This is a genomic window from Gordonia sp. NPDC003422 (assembly GCF_053588675.1).
Genome location: NZ_JBSFQL010000048.1, coordinates 1 through 13784 on the forward strand (window position 1 = coordinate 1; position 13784 = coordinate 13784).

General features: G+C 65.6%; 16 protein-coding genes. 5 read left to right on the forward strand and 11 right to left on the reverse strand.

The features are described from left to right. Positions 1-239 precede the first annotated feature (239 nt). From ACWDTF_RS24205 to ACWDTF_RS24225, 5 genes are all read right to left on the reverse strand, one after another. Positions 240-1040, reverse strand: a complete 801-nt coding sequence (locus ACWDTF_RS24205; protein ID WP_240856350.1) for a N5-glutamine methyltransferase family protein — start codon at positions 1038-1040, stop codon at positions 240-242. 7 nt (positions 1041-1047) lie between these two features. After that, positions 1048-1659: a DUF5336 domain-containing protein gene (locus ACWDTF_RS24210; RefSeq protein ID WP_374246141.1), complete on the reverse strand. Its 612-nt coding sequence runs from the start codon at positions 1657-1659 to the stop codon at positions 1048-1050. Positions 1660-1867: 208 nt separating this feature from the next. Next, entirely contained in the window at positions 1868-2503 is a 636-nt protein-coding gene (locus tag ACWDTF_RS24215; protein ID WP_433258398.1) for a TetR family transcriptional regulator, read from the reverse strand. Between the two features lie 9 nt (positions 2504-2512). Beyond that, positions 2513-3133, reverse strand: coding sequence for a nitroreductase family protein (locus tag ACWDTF_RS24220; protein ID WP_355275373.1), 621 nt, complete (start codon positions 3131-3133; stop codon positions 2513-2515). A gap of 154 nt (positions 3134-3287) precedes the next feature. Next, entirely contained in the window at positions 3288-3710 is a 423-nt protein-coding gene (locus ACWDTF_RS24225; protein ID WP_449755202.1) for an NUDIX hydrolase, read from the reverse strand. Positions 3711-3727: 17 nt separating this feature from the next. On the opposite strand from ACWDTF_RS24225, the gene ACWDTF_RS24230 reads away from it, so the two are divergent. Both ACWDTF_RS24230 and ACWDTF_RS24235 read left to right on the forward strand, forming a co-directional pair. Next, positions 3728-4189 (forward strand): SRPBCC family protein, encoded by a 462-nt coding sequence (locus ACWDTF_RS24230; RefSeq protein WP_449755203.1) that lies wholly within the window; start codon positions 3728-3730, stop codon positions 4187-4189. Positions 4190-4328: 139 nt separating this feature from the next. Then, a complete protein-coding gene (locus ACWDTF_RS24235; RefSeq protein ID WP_449755204.1) occupies positions 4329-5765 on the forward strand; it encodes a serine/threonine-protein kinase in 1437 nt (478 codons plus the stop codon). 3 nt (positions 5766-5768) lie between these two features. Here ACWDTF_RS24235 and ACWDTF_RS24240 read toward each other — a convergent pair whose 3' ends face one another. From ACWDTF_RS24240 to ACWDTF_RS24255, 4 genes are read right to left on the reverse strand one after another with little or no spacing between them, the layout of a single operon-like run. After that, entirely contained in the window at positions 5769-6161 is a 393-nt protein-coding gene (locus ACWDTF_RS24240; RefSeq protein ID WP_240856343.1) for a type II toxin-antitoxin system VapC family toxin, read from the reverse strand. Next, positions 6146-6394 carry a type II toxin-antitoxin system Phd/YefM family antitoxin gene (locus ACWDTF_RS24245; RefSeq protein ID WP_240856342.1) on the reverse strand — a complete coding sequence of 83 codons (249 nt, stop codon included), beginning with the start codon at positions 6392-6394 and terminating at the stop codon, positions 6146-6148. Before ACWDTF_RS24245 ends, ACWDTF_RS24240 begins: the two co-directional genes overlap by 16 nt. 31 nt (positions 6395-6425) lie before the next feature. Beyond that, entirely contained in the window at positions 6426-6914 is a 489-nt protein-coding gene (locus ACWDTF_RS24250; protein WP_433258391.1) for an RDD family protein, read from the reverse strand. Further along, a complete protein-coding gene (locus ACWDTF_RS24255) occupies positions 6907-7554 on the reverse strand; it encodes a hypothetical protein (protein WP_355275363.1) in 648 nt (215 codons plus the stop codon). Before ACWDTF_RS24255 ends, ACWDTF_RS24250 begins: the two co-directional genes overlap by 8 nt. A gap of 280 nt (positions 7555-7834) precedes the next feature. On the opposite strand from ACWDTF_RS24255, the gene ACWDTF_RS24260 reads away from it, so the two are divergent. After that, complete coding sequence (locus ACWDTF_RS24260) at positions 7835-8944, forward strand: serine/threonine protein kinase (protein WP_449755207.1); 1110 nt, start codon at positions 7835-7837, stop codon at positions 8942-8944. 117 nt (positions 8945-9061) lie between these two features. Here the strand turns inward: ACWDTF_RS24260 and sucD are convergent, their stop codons facing one another. Then, positions 9062-9964 carry a succinate--CoA ligase subunit alpha gene (gene sucD / locus ACWDTF_RS24265; RefSeq protein WP_449755205.1) on the reverse strand — a complete coding sequence of 301 codons (903 nt, stop codon included), beginning with the start codon at positions 9962-9964 and terminating at the stop codon, positions 9062-9064. Positions 9965-9977: 13 nt separating this feature from the next. Continuing rightward, positions 9978-11141 carry an ADP-forming succinate--CoA ligase subunit beta gene (sucC, locus tag ACWDTF_RS24270; RefSeq protein ID WP_449755206.1) on the reverse strand — a complete coding sequence of 388 codons (1164 nt, stop codon included), beginning with the start codon at positions 11139-11141 and terminating at the stop codon, positions 9978-9980. A 421-nt stretch (positions 11142-11562) separates the two neighbouring features. On the opposite strand from sucC, the gene ACWDTF_RS24275 reads away from it, so the two are divergent. Together ACWDTF_RS24275 and ACWDTF_RS24280 are read left to right on the forward strand one after the other, a co-directional pair. Beyond that, on the forward strand, positions 11563-12669 hold the full coding sequence (locus ACWDTF_RS24275) for a M23 family metallopeptidase (protein ID WP_240856337.1): 1107 nt from the start codon (positions 11563-11565) through the stop codon (positions 12667-12669). Between the two features lie 44 nt (positions 12670-12713). After that, entirely contained in the window at positions 12714-13250 is a 537-nt protein-coding gene (locus ACWDTF_RS24280; protein WP_240856336.1) for a hypothetical protein, read from the forward strand. Positions 13251-13784 lie beyond the last annotated feature (534 nt).

Consider the following 13784-nt stretch of genomic DNA (forward strand, 5'->3'; position numbering starts at 1 on the left):
AACGTGGTTTCAGCCCTAGTCATAGTGGTCACCGGCGGGGCAGGCTCACAGTGGACCAGCATCCCATCGGGAACCGATCCACCCCCATTAGCCCTTGGCGAGGTGACATCGATGTCTCACCAGGCCTTCGAGGCTCCTCGCTAGCGCTCGTCGCACCTCAGGCGGCGGTAAGGTCGCGGCGCGAGGAGCGCGGCGCGAGGAGCGCGGCGCGAGGAGCGCGGCGCGGCGCGGCATGAGGATCAGGAGGTATTGGCGTGCAGCCGCGCGAGCACCGTCTGTCCGTCGTCGCCGACGATCGCCGCGGCGCGGTAGCCCACTGTCGCTGCATGATCGGCGACGGCGTCGAACTGAGCGTGGTTGATCTCGATCAGCACCACGCCGGTTGGTGTGAGCCACTCGACGGATTCGCGGACGAGGTCGCGAACATGCTGCAGCCCATCGGGTCCGGCGAGCAGGGCGCCGTGCGGTTCGTGGTCGCGAGCCTCGTGTGGGAGTGTGTCGATTGCCGAATCCGGCACGTAGGGCGGCACAGCGGCGATCACGTCGATGCGGCCGCGTAACGCTTCGGGCAGACCCGCGAGTCCAGTACCACGGTGAACCGCGGCCGGGTCTTCCAGATTTCGCGTCGCGTACGACAAAGCAACCGCGTCCACGTCGGTGGCATGCACCACCGCGTCGTCGGCTCGACGCCGCACCGTCGTCGCAATCGGGGCGACCCCGCAGTACGGCTCGAGCATCGTCGGCCTCGTCCGTTCGCGCACCTCGGCAAGTGCAGCGTGCGCCAGCAACAGCGAACGCTGTCGTGGCACAAAGACTCCCGGTCCGACGGCCAAACGCAGATCGCCGAAGCCCACCCACCCGAGGATCTGCTCGAGGGGTTCACCGGCGACGCGTCGTGCGCACCAAGAGGCGAGCTGATCGGAATCCACCGCGTCGTCGCGCAGCAACTCCGCCTCGTCCTCCGCGAAGACACTCCCTGCAGCACGCAGCGCGCGGACCAACGGATCGGAATCCGATGGGCCGCGCGCTGATTCGGTCAAGGGATGGTCAGGCAGGCTTGGGGTCGTCCTTCTTCAGTCCAAAGAGGAACGCGGCACCCAACAGCAGCGCGACCTGTAAGAAGCCGAAGATCAGGGCGACGATGGCACCCGCGCCCAACTCGACGACCGGCGGCACCACGAGCGCGGCTGCGAACAGGGCCAGCCAGCCTGCCGTCGCGATCACGGCGAGGAACGGCAAGGCTTTTCGGTACTTCGGCACGAGGACGAGAGTCGTGGCGACCGCGACCGCGCCGAGCAGGATCAGGAACTTGCCCGGGTTGAGCACGATCTCATAGGAGAAGAAGCCGGGTACGCCCCGGTCCCCGTTGGCCAGGTCTTCACTCCATTTGTCTGCCTCGTCTTCCACCCCGCTCGCCACGCTGATCCAGGACACGAACCCCATGAAGTAGGTGACGAGGCCGGCCACCACCGACGCCAGGGCGAGCAGGAGTGAGATGTCGGGACGCGGACCGGGCGCCATCGGCGGTTGACCCCACGCGCCGTACGGGGCGTTGGGGCCGTACGGCTGGTTGGGGTTGTGCTGGGGATCGTAGGGGTTGCCCCACGCACCCTGCGCCGGGATCTGTCCACTGGCCGGCCCCTGAGGCGTCCCGGGCACGTTGGCGCCGACGAACGATGTGGGATCCGAGCTCCCAGGAAATGCTCCGGATGGCGGCCCCGTCGGCCCTGCACCTTGTTGCTGCCCTGCCGGATGGTTCGGATCACCTGGATTCACGCTGTTCTCCTCGTCGAACGCCGGCCTTGGTGCGGCGATGGCGCAAGACTATAGGCGTGCGAGGCCGAACTCGTAGCCCTGCGCGGCAAGTTCATCCAAGCGGATTCGCCACATTCACCTGTAGTGCGGCGGTCGCCATGGCGGTCAGCAGTGCACGCAACTGATGCTCCGGGAAGTCGGGCAATCGTGGCGACGAGTTGAGCAAGCCGAACATCGCGTGCACACGCACGCGCGCCTCGTCGCGGTCGAGAGTCCTGCCGCGCTCGGCGGCGTCGGCCAGCACCACGTCCACCCACTGTTCGACGTACCGCCGCTGCAACGACCGGACCCGATGGTTGGCGGCCGGCGTGAGCGACGACAGGTCGCGATCCTGCACGACGATCAGGTCGGGTTTGGTGACCAGGACATCGATGTGGAAACCGATCAGGTCGAGCAGGGTGTCGGCGGGCGCTGCACCGCGCGCAGCCACCTCGGCGCCGCCGTCGTGCAAGCGTTCGCTGATGTCGACGAGCATCTCGTCGAGCAAGTCGGTCTTCGACGCGAAGTGGCGGTACATGGCGGGGCCGCTGACGCCGACCGCACGTCCGATGTCCTCGAGACGCACCGACGAGAAGCCGCGTTCGGCCATCTGCCGGGCCGCCGCCTCGAGAAGTTCGGTGCGGCGGGCCGCCTTGGCCTGTTCACGACGCGTCTGACGTGGCGCCGACTCGGCATCTGCGCGCGGCATCGGGCGTACTCACCAACCGTTGACGTGCAGCACCTTGTCGAGCGGTTTGCGCGGTGCCGGTTTGAAATCGGTTCCCTTGGTGTACGCCACCGGCAGCAGCACGCCCTGGTGCACCGTCGACGGAATCCCGAGCAACTCGGCGATCTCCTTCTCGTACTCGATGTGCAACGTGGTCCACGCCGAACCCAGGCCCCGCGCACGCAGCGCCAACTGCAGGCTCCACGCACCGGGAAGCAGCGAACCCCAGACTCCGGCCTGGTTGCCCGTGGGCAGCTCACCACCCGTGTAGATCGCCCCGATCACCAATACCGGGACGTCACCCATCACGTCGGCCAGGTATTGGGCACTCGACGCAACGCGTTTACCGGTCTCATCACGCGGCGCCTGGTTGGCGTAGTACGTCGCGAAGGACTTCGCGTACAGCTCGGCGACCCGCTTCTTGAGGTCCGCGTCGGTGAGCACGATCCAATGCCAGGTCTGGCTGTTGGACCCGGTCGGCGCCTGCAAAGCCACCTCGATCGCCTCCTCGACGAGCTCGAGGGGAACGGGCCGCTCCAGGTCGAGTCGCTTGCGGACCGACCGTGTGGTGGTCAGCAATTGGTCGGGATCCAGGGGCAACAGTTCCGTCATGGCGCTCCTTTGGTCTCCCTCGGCACCCTACTCTTGCGACCCGACCGCACCCGTGTGAGCTCAGGTCAGCGAACCGCCGACATGGTGGTGTGGATCTGTAGCAATAGGAAGCGCTGGGCGCCATCAATTGCTACAAAGTCGCGTAAGGCAGAGGTCATTTCCCGACGACACCGGCGCGTTCGAGGTAGCCCAGCAACCCATGCGTGAGTCGCGCGGTGCGCAGCTCTTCCGGCGTGAACCACCCGACGTCGGCCGCGTCGTCGCCTGCCCGCAACGTGCCCGACCGTACCGATGCGAAATGATCGTGGATCTCGAACACGATGGCCTCCGCGGCGTCGCCCCGGCGGTACGGGATGTCGACCAGCCACGCCCGATCGCCGACGTCGACGACGAGCCCGGTCTCCTCGAGGACCTCTCGCTCGACGGCCGCGACGATGCTCTCGCCGGGCTCGACCTTCCCGCCGGGAAGACTCCAGCGCCCGGCCTGAGGATCGTTGCGGCGCAACACCAGCAGCAGGCGACCCGCGTCGTCGACGATCACCGCCCCGACTGCCGGTACTCGCCGCCCCTCGTCCACTCCCCTACGGTAGACCCATGTCCGACACCTACACCGTCAGCCGCGCCACCACCATCGACGCGTCGGCCGACGCCGTCTATGAACGCATCGTGGATCTCCATCGCTGGACCGAATGGTCACCCTGGGAGGGGCTCGACCCCGAGTTGCAGCGCGACTACTCGGGTGCCGACAGCGGGGTCGGAGCACGGTATGCGTGGTCGGGAAATCGCAAGGCCGGCAAGGGCGAGATGGAGATCCTGCGCGCCGACGAGCCCGGCCGTGTCGACATCAAGGTGGTGTTCGAGAAGCCGATGAAGTCCACGAGCACAAGCGTTTTCAAACTCACCCAAGACGGTGCTCGCACCGCCGTCACCTGGACGATGACCGGCCCGCATTCGTTGTTCAGTCGTGTCGCGGCCCCGCTCGGGTTCTTCGACAAGCTCCTCGGCAAGGATTTCGAGAAGGGCCTCGCGAAACTCAAGGCAGTCAGCGAGAACTGACTCAGAGACTTGCGGGGACCCACGGCCGGCAGAGTCGCCGCAATGTCGTCCGATCGACCAATCGCCGTCGCCATTCGCGACTGGTAATGTCCGAGATTCCCGCTTTGTCTACCGCTGAACAGAATCGAATCCTCGCGCCATGTCCTCGCCAGTCGCCGACCGTGCAGGCACGATGCTGGGGCAGTACCAACTCGAGGAGCTGCTCGGTCGAGGCGGGATGGGCGAGGTATACCGCGCAACAGATACCCGTCGACGTCGCACCGTCGCGATCAAACTGCTCAATCGCTCCGTCAGCGACGACCCGGCCGCTCGCGACCGGTTCATCCGCGAGTCCCAAGTCGCTGCGTCACTGAATGATCCGCACGTCATCCCCATCCACGATTGGGGTTCGATCGACGGGCAACTCTTCATCGACATGCGACTCGTGACGGGCCGCGATCTGGGACAGGTGATCGCCGACGACGGCCCACTCGAACCCCATCGCGCCGTGCACATCGTCGAGCAGATAGGCGGCGCCCTCGATGCGGCGCATCAGGCCGGCCTGACCCACCGGGACGTCAAGCCGGACAACATCATCGTCGATCGACATGACTTCGCGTACCTCGTCGATTTCGGCCTGGCCATGGCCGAGGCGGACACTCGTTTCACGCAGGCCGGGTATGTGATCGGGTCGTTTCGCTACATGGCTCCGGAACGGTTCACCGACGACGCCGCCGGGCCCGCCGCCGATATCTACGCATTGACCGGCGTCCTGTACGAATGCCTTTCTGGTCAGGCACCTTTCGCGACGTCGACGAACCCGGAGCAGATCATCTCCGCCCACCTTCAGCGGCTCCCGGCACCACTGAACTCACCACTGGATGCGGTGATCCGGCGAGGCATGGCGAAGGATCCGCGGGAAAGGTATCCCGATTCGGCTGCGCTGGTGGCCGACGCCCGGCGCGCGTTGACCCGGTCACCGGCAGCGGAAGCCCCGACCAGAATCGCCACCACCGAATTCGTTCCCGCCCCAGTGGCACACACGGTCCGTGCGCCGATCGCGCCGATGCCGACGCCGCCCCCACGAAGAAGGTCGAATACGTCGATCTACATCCTGAGCGGCCTGATCGCGCTTCTCGTGGTCGCTCTACTCGGCCTCGGTGGTTGGTTCCTCGCGACCGGTTCGTCCGACGACACGTCGGGTGATGAGGCGGCGGCCGCGTCGCTCACCACGCCGTCGCTCATCCCGACGCAATCGACCACAGTGTCACAACCGCCGCCACCACCCCTGACCACCACGCCGACATCGGCGCCCCTCCCGGCGGGCGGGCCACCCGTCTGGCGGACGTCGATGGGCAATGCCGTGGTGATCCTGTACCTGTCTCCGTCGGGATACAACTGGCTCGAGGTCGCCACTCCGGGCGGCATGGACGGCAGCGCCCGCATCTGGTCGCAGGCCTCCGGATGGAAATCCTCACCCACCTATTCGGCTGCGCCGCAACAGTTCTTCACACCGGCGGTATACGCGCCGGCCCGCACGTGCATTCGGATCATCGTCACCTACGACGGCGCCACGCTGAACCGGCAGATCTGCTGAAACCTAGACCGACACAACCTCCACGAGATCGTCGAGCCCGGCAAAGTCGGACGGGTTGCGCGTGTAGAGACGCGCGTCGTGCGCATGCGCGGTGGCCGCGATCAGAAGATCCATCGATCGCGCGCGTGGCTGCCGCCCGAGTTCGACGACCGCCGACGCGATCCGCCCGTAGCTCGCGGACACCGCCTCATCGACCGGCAATGCGTCGAACGCCTTCTCGATCAGCACCAGGCGGCGCAGTCGCTCTGCACGCACTTCGGACGTCTTCGCCACCAGAACACCAAAGTGCATCTCCGCCAGCGTGATCGCACTCAGCGCCAACTCGCCGGCGATGGGTTCGAGGTCGGTGGCGAGCACGACGCTGGTGTCGAGGATGCCCCTCAATTCCGTTCCCATGGGTCTGCGATCTCGTGGTCTACTGCCTCGCGATCCACTCCCCAGTCGGGATCGGCCGGGCCGGCGAACAGTGACTCGACGTCGGCCCACTGTCGCCATGTACGTGGTGCTGCGGCAACCAATTTCGCGCTCGCACGACCGGAGACCGTGATGGTGATCTCCTCGCCGGCCTCAACGCGCCGAACTAACTCCGAGGCATCTTGGCGCAATTCTCGCAGTCCAACGGTGTTCATTTTTCTATGGTAGCACTTGTGCTACCACGGCTCAGCGCGAATAGATGACCCGGGTGCGCAGGATGACGTCGGCGACCGACCTGCGTCGGGAATCGACTGCCACCCATAGCAACCCGATCGCGAAGAAGGTACAGATCAGGGCGCGCAGCAGCGCGCCGATCGGACGCATGCGTACCCCCTTGTGATTGACCACGCGGAGGCCCATCACGACCGAACCGAGGGTGCGGCCCGACACGGCCCAGCATGTGGCGAGGTACAGGACCGACACGGCCAGGAAGCCACTCGCAGTGAAGAAAAGGTTCGGTTGGGCAAACGTGAAGCTCTGCACACTGAGGATGAACCGAATCAGCATCAGGCCGAGGTACCCGCTCCCCAGGATCGCGCCGACCACACCGAGATCGAATCCCGCCGCGATCCCTCGGCTCACGATGCCGGCGTTCTTGTCGCGGTCGTGCACGACACCGTGGACTACCGGGTGTCGCGGGACGACCGGCGTCTCGTCGTTGGCGGTGTCACTCATCGGGAGCCTCCACCTTGCGTCGGAGCAGACGTCCGATCGCGTTGGCCACCGCGTCGTCGGCCCGCTCGGAGGTACTGCGCACATCGGTCATCACGTCGGCCGTGACCGAGGTGCTGGCGTCACGGATGATGTCGGGCAGGTCGACGCCCTCGATGATCTCCTCGGCCAGCCCGATCAGGTCGACGCGGGCGAGGATGGCATCGATGTCGAGTCCGCCCGCGACGGCGTCGAGGTCGACCAGTTTGATGGCCCGATCGAGGTCGACCCGCTCGGCGATCACCGCATTGAGGTCGACGCGGTCGAGGATGGCGTTGATGTCGAGGTCACCGGCGATCGCGTTCAGATCCGCATGCTCTTGGACGAGCTTCGTCAGATCAAGTTCGGCGACGACAACCGTGATCACCGCGACCACGAGCTTCAGGACGCGGTCGACGAGGACCGGGACCACATCGGTGATGACACGGTCGCCCTCGGCGGCCAGGCGGTCCACCCCCCGACGCCCCACCGGTCCGATCACGGGAAGACGCAATAGCTGACGGCCCACCGATCGTGCCGCCTCGGCAGACGCCACGACACCCTTGATCCCGACTGCCACGGCACCGGTGGCGATCTTCGCCTCACGGGGCGCGTCGCTGCTCACCGGGTAAGCATCGCACGCGGTGAACGCCCGGCGGTGGACATGTCGAACTTGTGATCCGTCGACCACGTCCATGTCGGACCGACGGCGGTACCCCGCAGACCCGCGCTCGCCACGAAGCGCTTTCGTGTGACCTATAGTCGCCTCACGAACAACTATCGGAGGCTGCGTGCGCATGGATTCCGGGGCACTTCTCGCCGGCCGTCGGATAGTCGAGATTGTCTCGGAGACGGACACCCAACTCGTCGCTCGATGCATACATCCGACTCTGGATCGGCCCGAGATGATCCGAGCGTGGCGGTGCGACAGTGAGTCCGACCGTGAACGAATCGTCCAGCGAATCCGAGCCGTATCGCGATTCGACCACCCCAACATCACAGGCATTCTCGACCACGGCTCGGGCGGCGAACACGTCTGGGTGACAACTCGTTGGGAAGCCGACGAGTCAGCGGGCTCATTTCTTGACTTGATGGGACCGCGATCACTATCGGAGGTGACTCAAATCGCCACCGATGTCGCCTCGGCCCTCGACCACGCCCACGAATACTCGGTAATTCATGGTGCGGTGCGACCGGAGACCGTGCTCCTCGGCGTCCACCGCGCACGCCGCCGAGCGAAGCTGCGACGATTCGAGTCCGACAACCGCGTCGGTTCCGGCGACGATGCCGCTGGGCACTGCACGCCACGCTTTCTGGCGTATTCGGCACCCGAAGCGCTGAACGATGCCATCGAACCGGCCTCCGACCAATTCTCATTGGCCTGCCTGGTATTCGAGCTCCTGACGGGCCGGAGCCCATTCCTGCGCGACTCTGCTTTGGCGACCCTGAACGCGGTCATGGCGGCGCCCACACCATCGATCAGCGAGCTCGGCGACGACCAAGATCGCGCCGAGCTCGACGCAGCGCTGACGCGCGCGCTACACAAGGACCCCGAGGCGCGCTTTCCGGACTGCCGTTCATTTGTGCAGAGCATGACCGGCACCGCCGACGTTCACCCACCTACCGCATTCCGCGTGATAGCTCCCCAAATCCGTTTGCAACCAATCGAATACGGATATGGCTACCCGGGTCCGGAAGTCGACCCAGTCATCACCGCAATCAATTGGCATGTTCGTGTCGGCCATCAGGTCAGGCCTGGACAGGCACTGGTGTCGATCAGCGTCAAACGCCCCGAATCACCTTTCACCTCGCCGGGTGCCCGGACGATTCGTTCCCCACTCGCCGGGCAGATCTTGGCGATTCCCGACGATGCCCGGCGCGAGTTCGTCGCCGGGATGGACCTCGCGGTGATCGGCGATTGGGGCGCGTCCCATTCCGAACCGGGCGCTCTGGCCAGGGTAATGCTGAATGACACGCACGTGACGTTCGACTGGCGGCCGCAACCGATGGCATAACCCTTGCCGACGACGCCACGGGCTCCTCCGTCAGCGCGTAGGGCGGCACCATCGCACACAGAAAACTCCCATCTACACACGGGATCTCGTGTGTAGATGGGAGTTCCGTGTGTGAGCTCAGAGAGCTTCGTACAGCTCGCGAGCCAGCTTGGCGGTCTCGCTCGGCGTCTTGCCGACCTTGACGCCCGCTGCCTCGAGGGCTTCCTTCTTGGCTTGCGCGGTACCCGAGCTGCCGGACACGATCGCGCCCGCGTGACCCATCGTCTTGCCTTCCGGCGCAGTGAATCCCGCGACGTAGCCGACGACCGGCTTGGACACGTTGGCCTTGATGTAGTCGGCCGCGCGCTCCTCGGCGTCGCCGCCGATCTCGCCGATCATCACGATGACCTTGGTCTCGGGGTCCTTCTCGAAGGCCTCGATGGCGTCGATGTGGGTGGTGCCGATGACCGGGTCGCCGCCGATGCCGATGGCGGTGGAGAAGCCGAGATCACGCAGCTCGTACATCATCTGGTAGGTCAGGGTGCCCGACTTGGACACCAGCCCGATCGGGCCCTTGCCGGTGATGTTGGCCGGGGTGATGCCGACGAGCGACTCCTCCGGGGTGATGATGCCGGGACAGTTGGGCCCGATGATGCGGGTCTTGGTGCCCTTGTCCACGTTGTAGGCCCACGCATAGGCGCTGTCCTGCACCGGGATTCCCTCGGTGATGACCACCAGCAGCGGGATCTCGGCGTCGATGGCCTCGATGATGGCGTCCTTGGCGAACTTCGGCGGCACGAAGGCGATCGACACGTCGGCGCCGGTCTCCTTGATGGCCTCCGAGACACTGCCGAAGACGGGCAGCTCGACGTCGGAGCCGTCCTTGGCGGTGTGGGCGACGGTGGTGCCGGCCTTGCGGGCGTTGACGCCGCCCACGATGTTGGAGCCCGCCTTGAGCATCAGCGCGGTGTGCTTGGTGCCCTCACCGCCGGTGATGCCCTGCACGATGATCTTGCTGTCTTTGTTCAGGAAAATCGACATTGGTTCTGATCCCTCACTTGCTCGCCAGTTCGGCGGCCTTGTCGGCGCCGGAGTCCATCGTCTCGGCGAGCGTCACCAGCGGGTGATTCGCATCGGCCAGGATCTTGCGTCCCTCGTCGACCTTGTTGCCGTCCAGGCGCACCACGAGCGGCTTGTTGGCCTCGTCGCCCAGCTTGCCCAGTGCACCGACGATACCGTTGGCGACCGCGTCACAGGCGGTGATGCCACCGAAGACGTTCACGAACACGCTCTTGACCTGCTCGTCGCCCAGGATGACGTCGAGACCGGCGGCCATCACCTCGGCGGACGCACCGCCGCCGATGTCGAGGAAGTTGGCCGGCTTCACGCCGCCGTGTGCCTCGCCCGCGTAGGCGACGACGTCGAGCGTGGACATGACCAGTCCGGCGCCATTGCCGATGATGCCGACCTCACCGTCGAGCTTGACGTAGTTGAGGTCGTTCTCCTTGGCCTTCAGCTCCAGCGGATCGGTGGCGTCCTTGTCGTGGAATGCCTCGTGATCGGGATGGCGGAAGTCGGCGTTCTCGTCGAGGGTCACCTTGCCGTCGAGGGCGAGGATCTGATCGTCGGGGGTGCGGACCAGCGGGTTGACCTCCACCAGGGTGGCGTCTTCGGCGACGAAGACCTCCCACAGCTTCTGAATGGTCACTGCGGCCGAGTCGAGCACCTCGGCGGGCAGCTTGCCCTTCTCGGCGATCTCGCGGGCCAATTCGAGGTCCACACCGGTGACGGCGTCGACCGGCACGCGCGCGAGGGCGTCCGGGTTCTCCTCGGCCGTCACCTCGATCTCCACGCCGCCCTCGACCGAGCACATGGCCAGGTAGGTGCGGTTGGCGCGGTCGAGCAGGAAGGAGATGTAGTACTCCTCCGCGATGTCACTGGCCTCGGCGACCAGCAACTTCTTGACGACATGGCCCTTGATGTCAAGGCCCAAGATGTTCTCGGCGTGCGACTGTGCGTCATCAGGGGTTGCGGCGAACTTCACGCCGCCCGCTTTTCCACGTCCACCAACCTTGACCTGAGCCTTGATCATCACAGGCTTGCCGATTTCTTCGGCGATCGCCCGTGCATCGGCGACAGTGTCGGTCACCCGCCCGGGTGTGGTGGGAACCCCATGCTTGGCGAACAGTTCCTTCGCCTGGTATTCGAAGAGATCCATTCAGCTCACCATCTCGTAGGTTTGCCCGCGCAGAGGGATGTAACACCGCGGGGGTGTGTAACGCGGGCCATATCGGACTCTAAACCTGCCGGATATGGCCATCGTGACCGCACCCTGCGCTTGTGCGACAGATCACTCGCTCGGTCGGCATTCCGGGGTCGGCGATGAACACGTTTCGACGGGGTGCTCCAATAGATCGCTGACGTCGGAGAACAACAGGGAGCGACATCCACAGTAACGAAGTGGTTCTTTAGGATAGGGCATACATCGCAATGGTTCTGTGACTCAACTCACATAATTGCAGGAACCTTGCGCGCAGCGTTGGACTTGCCGCAATCATTTCGTTACCGTCAGCTCCCAGACATGGTCACAAAAGGGTTACGGAACGTTATTCCGAAATCCGCTGCAGCGAAGAGATGAGGTGGACGATTTGGCGGAAGCGTATTCCCGCGGATCGGCCCGCACCCGGTCACGAAGCACGACGACGTATCCGGGGCTCGACGATTTCGCCGCCGAGGAGATGACGACGATCATCCCCATCGACGAGTACGACACCGCTATCGACTCCACCACCGACCACTCGTGGACCCCCGCAACCTGGGAGCCCTACTACCGTCCGAGCCGCTCCGAGGTCACTCAGGACATCCTGATCCCCGAGCACGAGTTCGACGAGTACGAATACGACGAGCCGCTCGACTTCGAGGGCGCCCGCCCCGACATCCTCTCCGACGACCCCGGTCGCCTCGCCGTCGAGACCGACGACAAGCCGTTCCGCAGCAACCCGCAGGGATCGCGCACCAAGCGTGGCGGCAAGCATCGCGTCGCCGCACCGCCGACCGCCCTGCGTGGTGGCCGCGCCGCCCTCTTCGCCATCGCCGCCGGCGCCACCGTCGCCGCGGTCACCCAGGTGAGCAACGCTGACGAGCCGAACGGCACCTCGGTCAGTCCGGCCGCCAACGTCTCCGATACGAGCGCCACGAGCGATCTGGGGCCCGGTGTCGCCGCGTCGACCGCCAGCCCCGACACCGACGGGTTCGGGCAGCAACTCGCCGTCGGCGCCGCAGCAGCAGCCGACGAGGCCCGTCGCGAAGCACTCGCCCGACGCCCGATGTTCGCGCAGCCCGTCAACTTCGCCTCCGGCAGCTGCCAGTTCACCTCGCTCTACGCGATGCGCTGGGGTTCCATGCACGGCGGCATCGACCTGGCCTGCCCGCTGGGCACCCCGATCCACGCGGTCACCGACGGTGTCGTGATCGCCGCCGAGCCCGCCAGCGGCTACGGCAACTGGGTCCAGATCAAGGCCGCCGACGGCACCGTCACCATGTACGGCCACATGTCCTCGTCGGGCGTCCTCGTCCGCAAGGGCCAGCACGTGACCGCAGGCGACGTGATCGCCCTCGTCGGCAACGAAGGCTTCTCCACCGGCCCCCACCTCCACCTCGAGGTGTGGAAGCAGGGTGTCACCAAGATCGACCCCGTACCGTGGCTCGCCGCGCACGGCGTGCGTCTGCCTGCCTACAGCGGCTAGAAAACCACTGGCCTCACGGCCTCCCCGGCGTCGATAATCGCCGTGTGGAGGTGTCTTTCGTCAAACGTGCCGGTGGGTACGACGTTCGCATTACGCGAGACAAGCCGCCCGTGCTGGCACCGCGCCGGGGTCCGGGTGGTCGTTCACGCATTCCGCACGATGCGGCCCACATGGTCGTCGAGATCGAGGCTTCCCTGTCGGGTGGAGTGTTCGGCAGGCTCTACGACGCCAACGGCCTCGACGGGTTGTTCTGGCCCGCCGATCCCGCCGAACGACGCAAAGCCGCCCGCCGTCCGCGTCGGCCGACTGCCGGTCAGGTCGAGGACATGGAACGCTCGGAATACCTGGCATCCCTGACTTTCGCGCTGTGGGAGGTCGAACGCGGATTCGCCGCGCCCGACCCCGCGTGGCCCGGCCGCACAGAAGACGCCGACGTGAAACCCGAACTCCTGCAACGGATCTTCGATCGCTTCGACGATTTCGACGCTCGATGGCGAGAGCTCTCCGACGGCGGCGAGGTCACCGTAGCGTGGGTCCAGCCGCGTACCGCTGTTCGCGGACGACTGCGACCCGCTCGCTGAGATGCTCGATCAACCCCACCGCTCCCTGATTCGAAGAGTACTGTCTTCGGCCTCCTGAACTGCGGAAATCTGTACCTGGGAGCCCAGTCAAATGCACAGTGCACGTGGCCGGGCTGAGGCGTACAGACATCCGACGGGGGTGGCGATGTGATCGTGTGATCTGGCCGTTTCGGACGACTCTTCCCGCCTCCACGATCGCGATTGGGCCGCTGATCCGCAGAGTTCGGTGACTAGCGCTCTGACCTGCACATAAGCGTCCACCACCCCCACCGCTCCCTGAGGTGTTCGAAGGGCAGGCGACCGGGCCACGTCAGCGAGCCACCAGGCCACTGAGAGTAGGGGAAGGTTCTTCCCCTACTTTCTGCCCCTGCATGTTGAGTCGTCCGCGAGAAAATTCGCGGGGAGGACTCCAGGGATAGAGGACGAGTTTCTTCCCCTGTTTTTCGTGGATCATCGTCGCCGCGCCGCGCTCCACGGCCCTCTTCCCGCCTCCATCGCCGCCGCAGGCGGCGGGTGCGTCGCTGACTCGAAGAG